This is a genomic window from Pseudomonas sp. CVAP#3, assembly GCF_018986375.1.
Lineage (GTDB): Bacteria > Pseudomonadota > Gammaproteobacteria > Pseudomonadales > Pseudomonadaceae > Aquipseudomonas > Aquipseudomonas helvetica.
Genome location: NZ_JAHMSC010000001.1, coordinates 134501 through 153220, shown reverse-complemented (window position 1 = coordinate 153220; position 18720 = coordinate 134501). Strand labels below are relative to the sequence as shown.

20 protein-coding genes are annotated in these 18720 nt (G+C 59.1%); 15 read left to right on the top strand and 5 right to left on the bottom strand.

Annotated elements, in window-relative coordinates:
• Positions 1-173: 173 nt before the first annotated feature.
• The 3 genes from KRR23_RS00700 to ccoM all read left to right on the top strand — a co-directional run bounded on the left by KRR23_RS00700 (position 174) and on the right by ccoM (position 1086).
• The gene (locus KRR23_RS00700; RefSeq protein WP_216740948.1) at positions 174-515 is read left to right on the top strand and encodes an aspartate-semialdehyde dehydrogenase; all 342 of its coding nucleotides are present in this window, start codon (positions 174-176) and stop codon (positions 513-515) included.
• Between the two features lie 147 nt (positions 516-662).
• Positions 663-824, top strand: a complete 162-nt coding sequence (locus KRR23_RS00695; RefSeq protein ID WP_216740947.1) for a hypothetical protein — start codon at positions 663-665, stop codon at positions 822-824.
• A 145-nt stretch (positions 825-969) separates the two neighbouring features.
• On the top strand, positions 970-1086 hold the full coding sequence (ccoM, locus tag KRR23_RS29265) for a cytochrome c oxidase subunit CcoM (protein ID WP_007926603.1): 117 nt from the start codon (positions 970-972) through the stop codon (positions 1084-1086).
• Between the two features lie 632 nt (positions 1087-1718).
• Here ccoM and KRR23_RS00690 read toward each other — a convergent pair.
• From KRR23_RS00690 to KRR23_RS00680, 3 genes are all read right to left on the bottom strand, one after another.
• The gene (locus tag KRR23_RS00690; protein ID WP_145020274.1) at positions 1719-3194 is read right to left on the bottom strand and encodes an inorganic phosphate transporter; all 1476 of its coding nucleotides are present in this window, start codon (positions 3192-3194) and stop codon (positions 1719-1721) included.
• A gap of 376 nt (positions 3195-3570) precedes the next feature.
• Positions 3571-3771, bottom strand: coding sequence for a hypothetical protein (locus tag KRR23_RS00685; protein ID WP_019692194.1), 201 nt, complete (start codon positions 3769-3771; stop codon positions 3571-3573).
• Between the two features lie 4 nt (positions 3772-3775).
• Positions 3776-4081 carry a hypothetical protein gene (locus KRR23_RS00680; protein ID WP_216740946.1) on the bottom strand — a complete coding sequence of 102 codons (306 nt, stop codon included), beginning with the start codon at positions 4079-4081 and terminating at the stop codon, positions 3776-3778.
• Positions 4082-4482: 401 nt separating this feature from the next.
• On the opposite strand from KRR23_RS00680, the gene pcaR reads away from it, so the two are divergent.
• From pcaR to pcaC, 11 genes are all read left to right on the top strand, one after another.
• The gene (gene pcaR, locus KRR23_RS00675; protein WP_054596029.1) at positions 4483-5325 is read left to right on the top strand and encodes a pca regulon transcriptional regulator PcaR; all 843 of its coding nucleotides are present in this window, start codon (positions 4483-4485) and stop codon (positions 5323-5325) included.
• A 186-nt stretch (positions 5326-5511) separates the two neighbouring features.
• Positions 5512-6858 (top strand): MFS transporter, encoded by a 1347-nt coding sequence (locus KRR23_RS00670; protein ID WP_145020269.1) that lies wholly within the window; start codon positions 5512-5514, stop codon positions 6856-6858.
• A gap of 303 nt (positions 6859-7161) precedes the next feature.
• Positions 7162-8019 carry a CoA transferase subunit A gene (locus KRR23_RS00665; protein WP_019692197.1) on the top strand — a complete coding sequence of 286 codons (858 nt, stop codon included), beginning with the start codon at positions 7162-7164 and terminating at the stop codon, positions 8017-8019.
• Positions 8016-8798: a CoA-transferase subunit beta gene (locus KRR23_RS00660; RefSeq protein WP_216741330.1), complete on the top strand. Its 783-nt coding sequence runs from the start codon at positions 8016-8018 to the stop codon at positions 8796-8798. Before KRR23_RS00665 ends, KRR23_RS00660 begins: the two co-directional genes overlap by 4 nt.
• Positions 8795-10000 carry a 3-oxoadipyl-CoA thiolase gene (gene pcaF / locus KRR23_RS00655; protein ID WP_216741329.1) on the top strand — a complete coding sequence of 402 codons (1206 nt, stop codon included), beginning with the start codon at positions 8795-8797 and terminating at the stop codon, positions 9998-10000. Before KRR23_RS00660 ends, pcaF begins: the two co-directional genes overlap by 4 nt.
• A gap of 39 nt (positions 10001-10039) precedes the next feature.
• Positions 10040-10744 carry a protocatechuate 3,4-dioxygenase subunit beta gene (pcaH, locus tag KRR23_RS00650; protein ID WP_145020257.1) on the top strand — a complete coding sequence of 235 codons (705 nt, stop codon included), beginning with the start codon at positions 10040-10042 and terminating at the stop codon, positions 10742-10744.
• Position 10745: 1 nt separating this feature from the next.
• Positions 10746-11312: a protocatechuate 3,4-dioxygenase subunit alpha gene (gene pcaG / locus KRR23_RS00645; RefSeq protein ID WP_216740945.1), complete on the top strand. Its 567-nt coding sequence runs from the start codon at positions 10746-10748 to the stop codon at positions 11310-11312.
• Positions 11313-11548: 236 nt separating this feature from the next.
• Positions 11549-12844 carry an MFS family transporter gene (locus KRR23_RS00640; RefSeq protein WP_216740944.1) on the top strand — a complete coding sequence of 432 codons (1296 nt, stop codon included), beginning with the start codon at positions 11549-11551 and terminating at the stop codon, positions 12842-12844.
• Positions 12845-12893: 49 nt separating this feature from the next.
• A complete protein-coding gene (locus tag KRR23_RS00635) occupies positions 12894-14255 on the top strand; it encodes a 3-carboxy-cis,cis-muconate cycloisomerase (RefSeq protein WP_216740943.1) in 1362 nt (453 codons plus the stop codon).
• 12 nt (positions 14256-14267) lie between these two features.
• Positions 14268-15068, top strand: coding sequence for a 3-oxoadipate enol-lactonase (pcaD, locus tag KRR23_RS00630; protein WP_216740942.1), 801 nt, complete (start codon positions 14268-14270; stop codon positions 15066-15068).
• A gap of 10 nt (positions 15069-15078) precedes the next feature.
• Positions 15079-15471 carry a 4-carboxymuconolactone decarboxylase gene (gene pcaC / locus KRR23_RS00625; protein WP_145020244.1) on the top strand — a complete coding sequence of 131 codons (393 nt, stop codon included), beginning with the start codon at positions 15079-15081 and terminating at the stop codon, positions 15469-15471.
• Between the two features lie 56 nt (positions 15472-15527).
• Here the strand turns inward: pcaC and KRR23_RS00620 are convergent, their stop codons facing one another.
• A complete protein-coding gene (locus KRR23_RS00620) occupies positions 15528-16427 on the bottom strand; it encodes a polysaccharide deacetylase family protein (RefSeq protein WP_216740941.1) in 900 nt (299 codons plus the stop codon).
• Positions 16428-16576: 149 nt separating this feature from the next.
• A complete protein-coding gene (locus tag KRR23_RS00615; RefSeq protein WP_216740940.1) occupies positions 16577-17839 on the bottom strand; it encodes an OprD family porin in 1263 nt (420 codons plus the stop codon).
• Positions 17840-18458: 619 nt separating this feature from the next.
• Between KRR23_RS00615 and KRR23_RS00610 the strand changes: the two genes are divergently transcribed.
• Positions 18459-18716, top strand: coding sequence for an Os1348 family RiPP precursor (locus KRR23_RS00610; protein ID WP_054596042.1), 258 nt, complete (start codon positions 18459-18461; stop codon positions 18714-18716).
• The last annotated feature ends 4 nt before the right edge of the window (positions 18717-18720 follow it).

Below are 18720 nucleotides of genomic sequence, written 5' to 3'. Positions count from 1 at the left end.
TGACTCCCGCCTTGAAAAAGCCGACTATATTAACGGATGCAGGTCCCGAGGCCAAAGGGTTACTCGCGTAGGAGCTGCCGAAGGTTCGGGCCGTGTTGGCTCGCAAGTTTGCGACCGATGGCTCAAGTCGCCGACTCAGCAGCCGACAGCCTGCTGTCAGGAGACTAATAACCATGCTGCCACCGATGCTCCCCTTGAGTGCCGTGCCGATTACTTCCCAGCAGGATCCGATTCGCCAGCGGCCGGATATTCCGCCGGTGGTGCCGGTGGAGGCGAGCTCCAGCGAAAGTACGATCGACCTGCACAAGCGCCATGCCGAAGAGTCGGCGCAGTTGTTGCGCGAAGAGCAGCGGCGTCAGCAAGCGCGCGACAAGCGTCGCCGCGAAGCCGAAGAGGACCCTGAAGAGCACTTGGCTGTGCCGGGTGACGAGTTGAACGCCGACAACACGGTGCCCGTTGTCCCGCTGATAGACGATCAGCCGCGCCAGGGATTGTGGGTCGATATCGAGGTCTGACGCTTAGTCACTTTTTGTTGCGCTGTGATGTTGCTGGCGACTGGTCAGCGCCGGCTATTGGCCGCATTATTGGCAAACCTTGAGCGGGCAGGGTGACAGTAGTCACTTTGCTACGCCTGTATTGACCTTGAAGATGTAAGCCACGCCATGAGCCAAGACGACAAGCTGATCGACCTCAACACCGAGCGTGCCAAGCGCGTGCATGACCTTAATGAAAAGCGCCTGAACGAAGTGCGCCAGGCTTTCGAGCAGGCCATGCCTTTGGGTAAAACGAAGAAAAAGCCGAAAAACAAACCGAAAAAGCGTTGATCCTCCCTGTTTCCATTGATGCAGGTCAGTTATTTCCCTTCCTTTTACGCCCGGTCTTGGGCGGCATTGATCCCGGTCAATTTTCTTCTGCGCCCGATTGGGTAACTTAGCCCCATCGCAACAGGGCAAGTGCAGGAGGCCAGTCATGTTTTTCGATAATGTGGTGATTGCCGGAGTGCTGACAGTCGGCCTCATGGTTCTGTTTTTTGCCGGGTTTGGATTTTTTATCTGGAAAGACGCACATAAGCGTAAAAAGCCTTAGGTCTTTCTGGAAGCACGAGCACGCAAGGCATTTTGGGCGACTTCGGTCGCCCTTTTTTTTTTGCCTGCGGTTTCTTGCCGAGCCAGTGCTTGCAGATGTACACCAATCAAAACTGTAGGAGCCGAGCTTGCTCGCGATGGCGGCCTGACAGCCGACCAATCTCTTGCAGGTGTACATATCCATTGCTGCGGTGATGGCCGCTTAGGGTTTCGCCCTTACGGCGCCTCACTTTTCCAAACGACGAAAAGTAAGCAAAAGTCTTCGCCCCAAGCGTACGGCTCGTCGCTAAAGCTCCTAGTTCCCTCACTCCGGTGTCCATCAGGGGGCATCGCCTACGGTCTGCTGCGCGACGACCTCCTCTCGATGTGTCCGGCTGCGCCGTACGGCGCTGCGCGCCAACCCCCTGATGAACACCTGCGCTCGGCCTTCCGAAGGGGCGGGTGGATCAAGATCAACGGCAACAGCACGGCGGCCTGCCGGCCGGCCTGAGTGGTTGGGGCTTTTACGGCTTTAGATTGTTTCCACGCACAGCAAAGGCAACGTGGGAACGATCATCAAATCTTTGCAAATCATGCAGGCATAAAAAAAGCGCGACCTCCGGGAGGGCGCGCCTTTTTGGGTTCGGCTATGAATCAGCTGCCGAGTGCCTTCGATGCCAGCCAGAACAGGCCGGCCGACAGGGCTACCGTTGCCGGCAGGGTCAGGACCCAGGCCAGCAGGATGGTTTTCACGGTGCCGCCTTGCAGGCCGCTTTTGTTGGCGATCATGGTCCCGGCCACACCCGAAGACAGCACGTGGGTGGTCGATACCGGCAGGCTGAAGATGTTCGCCAGGCCGATCATGCCCGCGGTGGTGATTTGTGCCGACATGCCTTGAGCGTAAGTCATGCCTTGCTTGCCGATTTTCTCGCCGATGGTCAGTACCACGCGTTTCCAGCCAACCATGGTGCCCAGGCCGAGTGCCAGGGCGACCGCCAGAATCACCCAGAACGGGGCATATTCGGTGGTGGTGGTCAGGTCTTTGCGCAGTTTGTCCAGGTCAGCCTTTTCGCGGGCATCGAGGCCAGGCAACTTGCCGACCTTTTTCGCCGTATCGTCCAGGCAGAGCAGGTAGCGACGCACTTCAATGCGGCTTTCTTGCGACAGCGAGTGGTAGTCCGCGACACCCTTGAGGGTGCCGAGCAGGGCGGTAATGGTCGGTTCGGTCTGTTGCGGGTTGCAGCGGAATTTCTCCGGCAAATCGCCATCCAGGCTTTTGCCCAAGGCCAGGAACTCGCCCAGGGTATCGGCATTGCGCTTATAGAACTGGCTCAGGTGCAGGGTCGCATCGCGAGTGCGTTCGATCTGGTAGGTGGTGCTGCTCAGGTCGAGTACGAACTGTGCCGGCACGATACCGATCAATACCAGCATGATCAGGCCGATGCCTTTCTGGCCATCGTTGGAGCCGTGGACAAAGCTCACCGCCATGGCCGAGATCACCAGAACCAGGCGGTTCCAGAACGGCGGGTGTTTCTTGTCGTCAAGCTTGCGGCGCTGGTCCGGTGTCTTGTGCATCTTGGACAGCGGACGCCACCATTTCAGGCCAATCAGCACCAGCGCGGCTACCAGGAAACCGGCTATTGGCGAGAACACCAGCGAGGCGCCGATATCGATCGCTTTCTGCCAGTTGACACCGTCAGCCAATGGAATGTCGTTGATCAGGGCGTTCGCCAGACCCACACCGAGGATCGAACCGATCAGGGTATGAGAGCTGGAGGCCGGGATACCGAAGTACCAGGTCCCCAGGTTCCAGGTGATGGCCGCAGCGAGCAACGAGAACACCATCGCCAGCCCGTGGCCGGTATTCACATTGATCAGCAGCTCCACCGGCAGCAGGTGGACGATGGCATACGCCACGCCAACGCCGCCCAGCAATACGCCGAGGAAATTGAACACACCGGAAAAGAACACGGCCAGATGAGGCGGCATGGCTTTGGTGTAGATAACAGTGGCAACCGCGTTAGCGGTGTCATGAAAGCCGTTGATGAACTCGAAGGCGAGGACAAAGGCCAGGGCGAGCAAGAGGCTCACAAGCACCCAAGCATCCAGTCCGCTGAATAAATCGATCATGAAGGTTTTCTGACCCGGTCATAAGGGGGCGCGATTATGCCAGAAAACCCTGCTAATCAATGCACTTGCTGCTCATCGGTTACATTCTTCAACGATTTAGTGTGTAACAAGGGCCTAAGTCCCAGCGTTGTCGTAGGTATTTCAAGCCTTTGATTTCATTGGGTGTTGTGGCGCACGCCAGCATTTCAGCGACTTCGATGGGAGGCCGAACGGTGTGTGTGAAATATCTGTAAGGAGGGCCAGCCAAGCGCCAATAACCTCATCCGGTAGGAGTGAGGTGGCAATCGCCGGCTTTTAGCAGGCGCGATATGGGACGCCAATTCATTCAGCGTGTAGCTGAAGGTGACGCAGGCCCTGAAAACTCAAACCTTCGCGATTATGGCTCTTCGGCTTTGAGTTCCTTTTCCATCTTCTGCAGTTCCTGGGTAAAGGCCTGATCGAGGATGCTGGCGCGTTTACGCCAAGGTTTGCGTTCCGGGTCGGGCTGAGCGGCGTAGGTGGTGACTTCCCCGCCGTAAACTTCCTTGTAACGTTGTTCCTGGCGCTCAAGTTCCGCGCGCAGTTCTTCTTTCGTCACAGTGTTACCTAATTGAGTTGAGATAAATTCTGGTGATACGCACTGCATTCGTTGTGTCGGTCACACGCCTCTCGAGCAGAGTGTCCGGGAAGACACCCATTGCGACAGCGTTGTGCTTGACAGCTTCCTTCGTGCAGGCGGCCACGGCACCAGAGCAGAACCACTGACGTAGCATCAGTTTCTTTGTTTTTTGCAAACGCATGGGTCGGGCATTCGAAATGAGCGTCAGGCGTTTGCCAGCAGGAAGCAGGGTTGAAACCTCGCGCTGCCTGAGTGATTGGATCCCGTAGTTGCCAACAAGCACGGTCATCACTGAATTGCATTATAGCGGCCGATTGGCAGAACACTATCTCGAATAACTTAAAAGTGCTTCGTTCTGTGAATTTGTTTTGTTACCCGCAAGTCGTGTGTGCGGTGCACTTTTGGGCAACGTCTTTAACAAGCCCATTTCCTGGCGCCATTAAGTCGTACAAGTTGAGTGGATTAGAACGTGGTTGTTATTCAGTGTCAGCTAAAGTGTCAAAATCTGTAATGAACGGTTCCCGGTCTTATCGGAAAATGTAGCGCAGGCCTCATGCCATTTGGTCGTGTGTCGGTTGATTGCGATTATCGATTAATGGTTCGATAATCGCCCAACCTTGGCTGCCGATGCTTGTACACAAGCTCCGGAGCAGCTTGTAATAGCTATCGAACTCTGGGGAATGACCTGAAATGAACGATCAATTGCGCAATTCCTTTGCTTCAGTGGCGCCGCCGATCGTTGCTTCGCCGGCCAAGCGGATTCAGGCATTCACTGGCGATCCGGACTTCATGACTTCCCTGGCCCGTGGCCTGGCGGTGGTCCAAGCGTTCCAGGAGCGCAAGCGGCATCTGACCATCGCGCAAATCAGCCACCGTACGGAAATTCCCCGCGCCGCCGTACGCCGTTGCCTGCATACGCTGATCAAGCTCGGCTACGCGACCACTGACGGTCGAACCTATTCGCTGCTACCCAAAGTCCTGACCCTTGGCCATGCCTATCTGTCCTCGACGCCGCTGGCGGTGTCGGCCCAGCCTTATCTGGACCGCATGAGCGAACAACTGCACGAGGCGTGCAACATGGCCACGCTGGAAGGGGATGACATCTTGTACATCGCCCGTTCGGCAACCACCCAGCGTCTGATCTCGGTCGATCTGTCGGTGGGCGGGCGTTTGCCGGCTTACTGCACCTCCATGGGTCGGATTCTTCTGGCCGCGCTGGACGATGCATCGCTGCACGACTACCTCGAACATGCCGAATTGCAGGCCAAAACCAGCCGCACCCTGCATACGCGCGAGTCGTTGCTCGAATGTCTTCAGGAAGTTCGGCAGCAAGGCTGGTGCATTGTCGATCAGGAACTCGAGCAAGGCCTGCGCTCGATTGCCGTTCCGGTGTACGACGCCTCCGGTCAGGTGCTGGCTGCGCTGAATGTCAGCACCCACGCCGGACGGGTCAGCCGCAACGAACTGGAGCAGCGTTTTTTGCCCGGGTTGTTGAGTGCCAGCCGTGAGTTGAGTGCCCAGCTGTTTGCGTAAGCTGTTCGATAAACGCACAGAGTCGCGTTTGGCGAATTGACGCTGTTTCCCTTGCCTCATTAATGTCGCGGCAGCGTCATCCGCTGCTGTTGGCCACTGCTCCTGGCACCGGAAGACGACCGAATAATAATGAAGAGGCGATTGCCTGCGCGTATTCGCCTGCGCTTCTTGCCTGGAATAAAAATAATGAACCAGCCTCAATCCGCTGTCGGGAACTGCCTCGATGTGCAGTCCTTTATCAATGCCCAACCGCTGTCGCGCTATCAATGGCGGGTGGTGATCCTGTGTTTCCTGATTGTCTTTCTCGATGGCCTGGACACAGCGGCCATGGGCTTTATCGCCCCGGCGCTGTCTCAGGATTGGGGGATCGACCGCGCCAGCCTCGGCCCGGTGATGAGCGCAGCGCTGATCGGCATGGTCTTCGGCGCACTGGGCTCCGGTCCGCTGGCTGACCGTTTTGGACGAAAAATCGTACTGGTCGGCGCGGTACTGTTATTCGGCGCCTTCAGTCTGGCCTCGGCTTACAGCACGAATGTCGAGCAACTGCTGGTGCTGCGTTTCCTGACCGGGCTTGGCCTGGGCGCCGGCATGCCGAACGCCACCACGCTGCTTTCGGAGTACACCCCGGAGCGCAAAAAATCCCTGCTGGTGACCAGCATGTTCTGCGGCTTCAACCTGGGCATGGCCGGTGGCGGTTTCATCTCCGCCAAGCTGATTCCGGCGTTTGGCTGGCACAGTCTGTTGCTGATTGGCGGGATTCTGCCGTTGATTCTCGGCGTGGTGCTGTTGCTGTGGCTGCCGGAGTCGGCGCGTTACCTGGTGGTGCGCAATCGCGGCACCGACAAAGTGCGCAAGGCGCTGGCGCCGATTGATCCGGCGACTATCGCCCAGGCGTCGAGTTTCAGCGTACCCGAACAAAAAACCGTGAAGGCCCGCAATGTGTTCGCGGTGATTTTCTCCGGCACTTACAGCACCGGCACCTTATTGCTGTGGCTGACCTATTTCATGGGGCTGGTCATCGTCTACCTTTTGACCAGTTGGCTGCCGACCCTGATGCGTGACAGCGGCGCGAGCATGGAGCAGGCGGCCTTCATTGGTGCGTTGTTCCAGTTTGGCGGCGTGCTGAGTGCAGTGGCGGTGGGGTGGGCGATGGACCGGTTCAATCCGCACAAGGTGATCGGTACTTTCTACTTGTTGGCCGGGGTGTTTGCCTACGCGGTAGGGCAAAGCCTGGGCAACATCACGCTGCTGGCAACGTTGGTGCTGGTCGCCGGCATGTGCGTCAACGGCGCGCAATCGGCGATGCCGTCGCTGGCGGCGCGCTTCTATCCGACTCAAGGTCGGGCGACGGGCGTGTCGTGGATGCTCGGGATCGGTCGTTTCGGCGCGATTCTCGGCGCCTGGATGGGCGCTACGTTGTTGGGCCTGGGCTGGAATTTCGAACAGGTGCTGACGGCATTGGTTATTCCGGCTGCGTTGGCCACCACGGCAGTGGTGATCAAAGGCATGGTCAGCCATGCGGATGCGACCTGAAGGCAGGATTCAGATGATCGTTCCCACACTCTGCGTTGATCGTTCCCACGCTCCGCGTGGGAATGCCTCAATGGACGCTCTGCGTCCGCTTTTGGGACGCGGAGCGTCCCTGGCTGCATTCCCACGCGGAGCGTGGGAACGATAGGGAACGATAGGAAGACAACAATCTGTTCGATAAACGAACACTTAGTCGATTATCGGATTGTTTGGGGTTTTTTGGCGGCTTAATCTTCAGTCATTCCGGCGCTGCTCATCGCGCTTTGTCCTCCACATCGGTTTACTGAGAATCGGGAGTCCAACCCCATGGCTGAAATCCTTTCGCTGCACGACGCGGTGAAGCAATTCGTCAACGACGGCGATACCGTCGCGCTTGAAGGCTTCACGCACTTGATTCCGACCGCAGCGGGTCATGAAATCATTCGTCAGGGCAAGAAAGACCTGACGCTGGTGCGCATGACTCCTGACTTGGTCTACGACCAATTGATCGGTGCCGGTTGCGCTCGCAAGCTGATTTTCTCCTGGGGCGGAAACCCGGGTGTGGGCTCGCTGCACCGTCTGCGCGATGCCGTCGAGAAACAGTGGCCGCATGCGCTGGAAATCGAAGAGCACAGCCACGCCGACCTGGCCAATGCCTACGTTGCGGGCGCTTCCGGCCTGCCGTTCGCAGTGCTGCGCGCCTACGCCGGTTCCGACTTGCCAAAGGTCAACCCGTTGATCAAAAGCGTGACCTGCCCGTTCACCGGTGAAGTGCTGGCGGCAGTGCCTTCGGTGCGCCCGGACGTCACGGTGATCCACGCGCAAAAGGCCGATCGCAAGGGCAATGTCTTGCTCTGGGGCATTCTTGGGGTGCAGAAAGAGGCCGCATTGGCCGCCAAGCGCTGCATCGTCACCGTTGAAGAAATCGTCGACGACCTGAAGGCGCCGATGAACGCCTGCGTCTTGCCGACCTGGGCCTTGAGCGCGGTTTGCCATGTGCCCGGTGGTGCGCATCCGTCCTACGCCCACGGTTACACCGAACGCGACAACCGCTTCTATCAGGCCTGGGATCCGATTGCCCGCGACCGTGAAACCTTCACTGCGTGGATCAACGAATACATCCACGGCAGTGCTGACTTCAGTGAATTCCAGGCCAAGCTGGCCGCTGCAATGGAGGCTCAATAATGGCTTACTCCACCAATGAAATGATGACCGTTGCCGCCGCTCGCCGCCTGAAGAATGGCTCGGTGTGCTTCGTCGGCATCGGCCTGCCATCGAAAGCAGCCAACCTGGCGCGTCTGACTTCCTCTCCAGATGTAGTCCTGATCTATGAATCGGGTCCGATCGGTGCCAAGCCGACAGTATTGCCGCTGTCGATCGGTGACGGCGAGCTGGCGGAAACCGCCGACACCGTCGTCCCGACCGGTGAGATTTTTCGCTACTGGTTGCAAGGCGGGCGTATTGACGTCGGTTTTCTCGGTGCGGCTCAGGTCGACCGCTTTGGCAACATCAACACCACCGTGGTCGGCGATTACCATCAGCCGAAAGTCCGCCTGCCAGGTGCCGGCGGTGCGCCGGAGATTGCCGGCTCGGCGAAAAGCGTGTTGATCATCCTTAAACAGTCGGCTCGTTCGTTTGTCGACAAACTCGACTTTATTACCTCGGTCGGCCACGGCGAAGGTGGCGACTCGCGCAAGCGTCTCGGCCTGCCGGGCGCCGGTCCCGTGGGGATCATTACTGACCTGTGCATCATGGAACCGCAAGCCCCCAGCAATGAATTCGTGGTCACCGCGCTGCACCCGGGTGTGACCCGCGAGCAAGTGATCGCTGCCACTGGTTGGGCTGTTCGCTTTGCCGATCAGCTGGAACACACCGCCGAACCGACCGACATTGAATTGGCTGCGCTGCGTGATCTTGAAGCGCGTACCGCTGCCGCCCACGGCCAAGCACCGGGAGAAGCCTGATGCGCGAGGTTTATATCTGCGATGCGATTCGCACACCGATCGGTCGTTTTGGCGGTGGTTTGTCGACGGTTCGCGCTGACGATCTGGCTGCCGTGCCGATCAAGGCACTGATGGAGCGCAACCCGAGCGTCGATTGGAGTGCTGTGGACGAAGTGTTCCTCGGTTGCGCCAACCAGGCCGGCGAAGACAACCGTAACGTCGCGCGCATGGCATTGTTGCTGGCCGGGTTGCCGGACAGCATTCCCGGCGTGACCCTCAATCGTTTGTGTGCCTCGGGCATGGACGCCATCGGCACGGCGTTCCGGGCAATTGCCAGCGGTGAGATGGAGCTGGCGATTGCCGGCGGTGTCGAGTCGATGTCCCGCGCACCGTTCGTGATGGGCAAGGCCGATGCGGCGTTCTCGCGCAACATGAAACTGGAAGACACCACCATCGGCTGGCGCTTCATCAACCCGTTGATGAAGGCTCAGTACGGCGTCGATGCGATGCCGCAGACGGCCGACAACGTGGCCGACGATTACGCGGTTTCCCGCGCCGATCAGGATGCTTTCGCACTGCGCAGTCAGCAACGGACGGCAGCCGCGCAAACTGCCGGCTATTTCGCCGAAGAAATCGTCCCGGTGCGCATTGCCCACAAGAAGGGCGAAAGCGTGGTCGAGCAGGACGAGCATCCGCGCGCTGACACAACCCTGGAAACCCTGAGCAAACTCAAACCGGTCAATGGCCCGGACAAAACCGTCACCGCTGGCAACGCCTCAGGCGTGAACGACGGTGCCGCGGCGCTGATTCTCGCGTCTGCCGACGCCGTGAAAAAACACGGTCTGACCGCCCGCGCTCGGGTATTGGGCATGGCCAGCGCGGGTGTCGCGCCACGGGTGATGGGCATCGGCCCGGTGCCGGCGGTGCGCAAGTTAACCGAACGCCTGGGCGTGGCGGTCAGCGATTTCGATGTGATCGAACTCAATGAAGCCTTTGCCAGCCAGGGCCTGGCGGTGTTGCGTGAACTCGGTCTGGCCGACGACGCAGCGCAGGTCAACCCGAACGGTGGCGCCATTGCTTTGGGTCATCCGTTGGGCATGAGTGGTGCGCGGCTGGTGCTGACGGCGCTGCATCAGTTGGAAAAAACCGGCGGCAAGAAAGCGCTGGCGACCATGTGCGTTGGCGTTGGCCAGGGGCTGGCACTGGCCATCGAACGGGTCTGATGCGCCGCAGCGCTATCGAACAAGAAAAGAGGAGGTTTCATGACTGACAAGCCTGGTTACCGTCGCCCGCAAGCGGGCACCCAGCCGGAATATCTGCATCCGGCCTATCAATCGACCAATCGCCGTTCGCCGTCGAAGCCGTTGGTGTTTTTGCCTCACTCATTGTCGGAAATCACCGGCCCGACTATCGGCGCCGAATCTCTGCAAGAGCGGGACAATGACCTGACCGCCCAACATCAGGGCGCGCCATTGGGTGAGCGGATCATCATTCACGGCCGCGTGCTGGATGAGAATGGCTTGCCGGTGCCGGGGATTTTGCTGGAAATCTGGCAGGCCAACGCTGCTGGCCGCTACAACCACGACCGCGACCTGCATGACGCGCCGCTGGACCCGAACTTTACCGGTACCGGCCGTACCGTGACCGACGCTGATGGCTGGTACCAGTTCCAGACCATCAAGCCTGGCGCTTACCCGTGGGGCAACCACCACAACGCCTGGCGCCCGGCGCATATCCATTTCTCGCTGTTCGGGCCGAGCATTCTGACGCGCCTGGTTACGCAGATGTACTTCCCCGGTGATCCGTTGCTGGCCTACGACCCGATCTACAACTGCGTACCCGATACCAGCGCCAAAGAGCGCTTGATCGCCAGTTTCGACCTGGAAAAAACCATCCCGTCCTACGCCCTCGGTTATCGCTGGGATATCGTTTTGCGCGGCCGCGATGCCACGCCGATGGAGAAATAAGATGACGCTGAACGCGACGACGTCCCACACGGTCGGGCCGTATTACCACATCGGTCTGACCTGGTTGAACCGTGAAAACCTGACCGTTGAACAAACCCTCGGCGAGCGTGTGACGATCACCGGGCAAGTGGTCGATGGCAACGGCGATTTCGTCAACGACGCGATGCTGGAAGTCTGGCAGGCCAATGCCGCCGGCAAGTATGACCATCCAGAAGACGAGCAGGACAAACCGCTGGACCCGAACTTCGAAGGGTTTGGCCGAGTGCCGGTGGACGCAGAAGGGCGATTCCGTTTCACCACCATCAAGCCGGGGACTGTGCAGGGCCTTAAGGGCAGCACGCAGGCGCCGCATCTGGTGGTACTGGTGTTTGCCCGCGGCCTGGTCAAACACTTGCTGACGCGGATCTACTTCGAGAGTGAACCGGCCAACGCCAGCGACCCGCTGCTGGCCTGCGTACCTGAAGAGCGCCGCACGACCTTGATGGCGAAAGCCAATGGGACGGGCGCATTGCAGTGGAACGTGATCCTGCAGGGCACCGATGTCGAGACGGTGTTTTTCGATTACTGAGTTCACCGCACTTCTGTGGCGAGGGAGCTTGCTCCCGCTGGTCTGCGTAGCAGACCCAAAACCTGGCTATGCAGTTTTTCATATAGAACTGTTCAGCCGGATTTACGACTGCTTCGCAGCCGAGCGGGAGCAAGCTCCCTCGCCACAGGTTTATCGCAGTGTTCGGGTTTGTTCTGTGGAGCGGGGCTGTTGCAAAGTATGTCTAGACTCTCTCTGTCCCCATCGAGTGAAAAACCATGACAACAATAACCAGTCTCTACACCGCTGAAGAGCGTGGCAAAAGGATCTTTGCAATTGTCGGGGCGTCTTCCGGCAACCTGGTCGAGTGGTTCGACTTCTATGTTTACGCCTTCTGCGCGATCTATTTTGCCCCGGCGTTTTTCCCCTCCGACAACCCCACGGTGCAACTGGTCAACACCGCCGGAGTGTTCGCCGCAGGGTTTTTGATGCGTCCCATCGGCGGCTGGCTGTTTGGCCGGGTGGCCGACAGGCACGGGCGCAAGAACTCCATGATGATTTCGGTGCTGATGATGTGCGCCGGCTCATTGCTGATCGCCTGCCTGCCGACCTACAAGGACATTGGCCTCTGGGCGCCGCTCCTGCTGCTGGTGGCTCGCCTGATCCAGGGCGTGTCGGTGGGCGGTGAATACGGCACCACCGCGACCTACATGAGTGAAGTCGCGCTCAAGGGCCAGCGCGGTTTCTTCGCCTCGTTCCAGTACGTGACCTTGATCGGCGGCCAACTGTTGGCCGTGTCGTTGGTGGTGATCCTGCAACAGTTCCTGACCGAGGACGACCTGCGTGCCTGGGGCTGGCGGATTCCATTCGTGGTCGGTGCTGCAGCGGCATTGATTTCGCTGTTCCTGCGTCGTTCGCTGAAAGAAACCACCAGCAAGGAAATGCGTGCAAACAAGGATGCCGGCAGCATGGCCGCGCTGTTCAAGAACAACACCGCTGCCTTTATTACCGTGCTCGGCTTCACCGCCGGTGGTTCGCTGATTTTCTACACCTTCACCACCTATATGCAGAAGTACCTGGTGAACACCGCCGGGATGCCCGCCAAGACCGCCAGTTACATCATGACTGGCGCACTGTTCCTTTATATGTGCATGCAGCCGTTGTTCGGCACGCTCGCCGACAAGATCGGCCGGCGTAACTCGATGCTTTGGTTCGGTGCCCTGGGAACACTGTTCACCGTGCCGATTCTGTTGACCTTGAAGTCGGTGACCAACCCGTTCCTGGCGTTTGGGCTGATCACCGTGGCACTGGCCATCGTCAGTTTCTACACCTCGATCAGCGGTCTGGTGAAAGCCGAAATGTTCCCGCCGCAAGTCCGTGCGCTGGGGGTGGGCCTGGCCTACGCGGTGGCCAATGCGATCTTCGGCGGTTCGGCCGAGTACGTGGCCTTGAGTCTGAAATCGGTGGGTATCGAAAACTCCTTCTACTGGTATGTGACCGCGATGATGGCGGTCGCCTTCCTGTTCAGCCTGCGTTTGCCGAGAGAGGCAGCGTATCTGGAACACGATCTTTGACTTGTCGGCGCGCGCCTGAAGCAGGTGCGCGCCGCGTAAGGAATTCCCTATGCAACGACCGGGCAATCAATTGTTCGATGCCTATTTCACCGCTCGAAATATGCGCGAGGTGTTCAGCGATCAGGGCCGGGTTCAGGCCATGCTCGATTTTGAAGCCGCATTGGCTCGGGCCGAGGCGCGGGTCGGGCTGATTCCGGCATCTGCCGTTGCCCCGATCGAGGCGGCTTGCCGGGCCGAGCACTACGACTTTGCGGCCCTTGGCGAGGCGATTGCGATTGCCGGTAACTCGGCGATTCCGTTGGTCAAGGCGTTGGGCAAGCAGATCGCCGCACATGATCAGGACGCCGAACGTTACGTGCATCTGGGCGCCACCAGTCAGGATGTGATGGACACCGGGCTGGTGCTGCAAGTGCGCCAGGCACTGCACTTGATCGACAGCGATCTGGCGCGACTCGGCGAAGTGTTGGCGATCCAGGCCCGGCGCCATGTGCTCACGCCACTAGCCGGACGTACCTGGCTGCAACATGCGACGCCGGTCACGCTGGGGATGAAAATCGCCGGTTGGCTGGGGGCGGTGACGCGCAGCCGGCAACGTCTGCACGCACTCAAGCCGCGCCTGCTGGTGCTGCAATTTGGTGGCGCCAGCGGAACCCTCGCAGCCCTCGGCGAGCAGGCCATGCCGATTGCCGAAGCACTGGCGCAGGAGCTACAACTCACGTTGCCGGAGCAACCCTGGCACACCCAGCGGGACCGGCTGGTGGAGTTCGGTGCAGCGCTGGGCCTGATCGCCGGCAGCCTCGGCAAACTGGGCCGCGACATCAGCCTGCTGATGCAGACCGAAGCGGCGGAAGCCTTCGAACCTTCGGCACCAGGCAAGGGCGGCTCCTCGACCATGCCGCACAAACGCAACCCGGTGGGCGCGGCGGTGCTGATTGGTGCTGCGACGCGTGTTCCTGGATTACTGTCGACATTGTTCAGCGCCATGCCGCAAGAGCACGAACGCAGCCTGGGGTTGTGGCATGCCGAGTGGGAAACCTTGCCGGAAATCTGCTGCCTGGTGTCTGGTGCCTTGCAGCAAGCGCTATTGATTACAGAAGGGCTGGAGGTCGACGCCGAGCGCATGGCGCAGAACCTCGATTTGACCCAGGGCCTGGTGCTGGCCGAAGCAGTGAGCATCGTCCTCGCCCAACGGATCGGTCGCGACAAAGCCCACCATCTGCTGGAGCTGTGCTGCAAACGCGCGGTGGCCGAGCAGCGGCATTTACGTGCGGTGCTCGGTGATGAGCCACAGGTGACTGCCGAGCTCTCGAGCGCTGAACTCGATCAATTGATGAACCCTGCGCACTACCTCGGTCAGGCTCGGACCTGGGTTGAGCGTGCGCTGGCCGAACATGTTGCCCTGACTGCCTGAAGGAGAATTTCTGTGGGATTCGTACAACTCGCCGACGGCGAACTGAACTACCAACTCGACGGTCCGGAACACGCCCCGGTGCTGGTGCTGTCCAACTCGCTGGGTACCGACCTGCACATGTGGGATGCGCAGATTCCGGCGTTCACCCAACACTTTCGCGTGCTGCGCTTCGACACCCGCGGTCACGGCCATTCGCTGGTGACGCCGGGGCCGTACAGCATCGAGCAGTTGGGCCGTGACGTGCTCGCGTTGCTGGATGCCCTGAACATCGAGCGCGCCCATTTTTGCGGTTTATCGATGGGCGGGTTGATCGGTCAGTGGCTGGGGATCAATGCCGGCAAGCGTCTGCACAAACTGGTGGTGTGCAATACCGCGGCAAAGATCGGTGACCCTTCTGTGTGGAACCCACGTATCGAAACCGTGCTGCGCGACGGTCCGGCGGCGATGGTCGCACTGCGCGATGCATCGATTGCCCGTTGGTTTACCGCGGACTTTGCGCAAGCCAATCCGGCGGTGGCGAAGCAGATCACCGACATGCTCGCCGCCACTTCACCGCAAGGTTATGCCGCCAATTGCGCGGCGGTACGCGATGCCAATTTCCGCGAGCAACTGGCATCGATCACGGTGCCGACCCTGGTCATCGCTGGCACCGAAGACGCGGTCACGCCACCTTCTGGCGGGCACTTTATTCAAGAACGGGTGAGAGGCGCCGAGTACGCCGAGTTCTACGCCGCCCATTTGTCCAACGTTCAGGCCGGCAGCGCGTTCAGTGACCGGGTACTGAGTTTTTTGTTGGCTGAAAAGTCTATCTGAGGAGCGATTTGTGGACGAGAAACAACGTTACGCCGACGGCATGCAAGTGCGTCGTGCAGTGCTCGGCGATGCCCATGTCGATCGCAGCCTGGCGACCCTGACCGAGTTCAATTCGGAGTTTCAGGACATGATCACCCGCCACGCCTGGGGTGACATCTGGACCCGCCCAGGCTTGCCACGCCACACCCGCAGCCTGATCACCATCGCCATGCTGATCGGCATGAACCGCAACGAAGAGCTGAAACTGCACCTGCGTTGCGCGGCGAACAATGGCGTCACCCGCGCCGAGATCAAGGAAGTGCTGATGCAGAGCGCGATCTACTGCGGCATCCCGGCGGCCAATGCAACCTTCCACCTGGCCGAATCGGTGTGGGATGAGTTGGGTGTCGAATCGCGCGAGTAATTACCTCAGGCCCTGACACGGCTGTCAGGGCCGCAACGATTCAGCAACGGCGTGCCTCAATGAGAGTTGCTGTCCCAGAACCAGCTCCACACGCCAGGCAAATGCACCGGTTGCGCGGCATCGCGCACGGTGCGGGCCATGGCGGCGCGTTGCACGGCTGCCTGGTCGTCGTAAAACGGTTTGGCGGCGGTTGTCACGCCGGTCTCGCGGGCGCTGTCGAGCAGAATCTGTAGATATTCCCCCATATGCCAGGACGTGTAGCGATTGAGGTCGTGAAACGTCACCACCACTGGAATAACCCCGTCGACGGTCGGCAGTTCGCCGGCCGCAATCCGTTCGCGCACCTCGGACATTTGCCTGAGCATGTTGGAACGCCGGCGTGGGCTGCCATTGAAGCCCCATATTTTGCCGTCATTGGCGCTCAGGTCGGTCAGCAGTACATGCAAGCCATGTTGTTGATACGCGGCGAACGTGCGTTTGTCGTAATTCCAGAACGGCGGTCGCAACAGTACCGGCGTGCTGCCGGTGATCGCCGCAATGTCCGCAGAGCCTTGGGTGAGCGACTGTTCGAGTTCTTCCGGGGAGAGCGAGCGGTGATTGGTATGCCACTGCGTGGCGGTGTGGAAGCCCAGGGTCTGGCCCTCGGCATGTTCACGCTGCATGATTTTTTTGCCCAGTTCGCTGCCACCGGCCCGGGGGGCTTGTGTCTGCACGAAGAACACGGCCTTGATACCCGGTTCAATCGGGTTGTTGGCGAGAACATCGAGAACGGCACTGGTCGGATTGAAAAAACTGGACGCGCTTGGACCATCGTCGAAGGTCAGCAGAAAGCGGATCGGCGGGGTCGAGCGCAGAATCTGCTCGGTCTTCGGGGTCAGTTCGATCGGCGGGCCGATACAGCCACTGAGGCCGACCGTAACGGCAAGGACTGATAAGACAGCAGCGATCAGTTTCATGTTTTTGTTTTGGCCTACGACAGATCAGGACGAATGCAGACTGTCGGTACGCAGTTATTCACCACGCCGCCAACCGTCGCTCCTATGGAAGTCTCCATAGGAGCATAACGGTGCTGAACGGTTCATGTCCTCGCGGTATTTTTATCGCTTCAGAGCAGGCTGATCGGATAGCTGACGATCAGGCGGTTTTCGTCGAACTCGTTGTTGCTGTAGTCCCGACGCATGGTCGAGTTGCGCCACCTGACGTTGAGGTTTTTCAGGCTGCCGCTTTGCACGGTGTAGCCGATTTCGCTCTCGCGGCCCCATTCCTTGCCGTTGGTGACGGTCCCGGTGTGCACGTTGTCGCCGCTGATGTAGCGGTTCATCAGGGTCAGGCCGGGAATGCCGAGGGCAGCGAAGTTGTAGTCGTGGCGCAGTTGCCAGGATTTCTCCCGGGCGTTGTCATAGCTTGAGTTGTAACTGTCGTTGGCCAACGTTCCGCCGCTGGTGCCATTGACCCGCATCCAGGCATTGTCGCCGGTGAGTTTCTGCAAGCCGACATAGAAGGTGTTGCCGCCATATTTGGCCGAGAACAGCCCGGACCAGGTTTTGTTATCGAGGTCGCCGGCCCGTGCGCTGCCATCTTCCTTGCCATAGAAGAAGCCAAGGTTGGCGCCCAGCGTCCAGTCGCCCAGTGGCTGGGTGTGGACCAGGTTGATAAATTGCTGGCTGTAGATGTCCTTGAGCTGGGCATTCCACACCCCGATTTGCGTGCGCTTGTCGTTGAAGCTGTATTCGGCGCCCTCAAAGTTGAAACGGTCGGAGGTGACTGCCGGTTTGCCGGTCATCGACATGTCACTCATGCTGCTGTCGTCACGCGGGCTGTTGCCGCGCATTTGACCACCGTAGAGCGTCAGGCCGTCGATTTCCTTCGAGGTGACCTGGCCGCCGCGAAACGTCTGGGGCAACGAGCGTCCATCGTCCGAGCGCAGGATCGGCAACACCGGCATCCATTCACCGACTTTCAACTCGGTCTTGGAAAGTTTCGCCTTGAACGCCACGCCCAGACGTCCGAAGTCATCAGCGGGGCGACCATCGTGGTCCAGCGGCAACAGCTGCGTCCCGCCGGTGCCGCGTCCGCCATCGAGTTTCACCGAGTACAGGCCCAATACGTCCATGCCGAAACCGACGGTGCCCTGGGTAAACCCGGATTTGGCATCGAGGATGAAGCTTTGCGTCCATTCTGCCGCCGTGCCCTGCGCATGGGTCGGGTTGGTGAAGTTGCGGTTGAAGTAGAAGTTGCGCAGGTTCAGGTTGGCCTGGGCGCCGTCTAGAAAACCCGACTCTTCGGCTAGCGCCGGCAGGGTTGCGCTGACCAGTGCGGTGGTCAATAGAGTCGGCAAAAGCTGTTTTGCACAGGTGGAAGGCTTCATGAAGTCGGGTCTCTCTAATTGTTAGGGATGAAGCAGGACGCAGCCGCAACCAAGGGGTTGCAGACAAAAATTCGAATCCGGGTCAACGAACGGGAGAGATCAGCCGGAGCGGGTAGGGTGTGCAGTCATGGTGCCGGACCTGTTGTTATTGGTTCTTGTCGGTGGGGGAATGGTGCGGGGGATCAATGGAGGGATTCAATCGGGCGTACCGGGTTTTGGGCGATAATCGAACACTAATCGATGCCTGTCGGATCACCAGCGGTATGAAACATTGTTAATTAAATCCCATAGTTATTCGGGTCAATAATGGGTATCTGGCTGTGTGTTCTATTAATGACGCATTACTGTCTAGTGGCTATTAAATAGAAGTGCCTATTACTTTGGTTGTAAGCGCTTTCCTACAGTTCTTGTTGTCATTAAACGGCTGTTGATAATCGCCAGTTAACCTTAAGAAACGGTGTTGTCGATTATCGTGAAACGGTTTAAAGAGAATCGTGGGGACGGCTGGAAAAGAGCAGTGGCCTTGCTATATTCAAAGTCCCCAGGGCGGGCGAAGGAAAGTTTCATGCATCGTCAGGGGGGCATTTTCCGTCATGCCGAAATAACAAGGAGAAGTACCATGAGCAATAAAGTCAATCAGCAAACCTTGGCCACGGTTGTTGGACGTGCGGTGCTGGATCCGGGGTTTGCCGATGCACTTCACAATGATCCTGCCTCGGCAGCTAAAAATATTGGTGTGCATCTAAGTGCTGATGAAATTGCGGCGGTTAAAGGCATTGATGCTGCGAAACTGTCGGCCGCCTCTGCCGGTATTCGAAGTAATCTGGGGACGCGTGCCATATTTGATACCCAGCAACAGCAAGCGCGCATGGATTAACGGC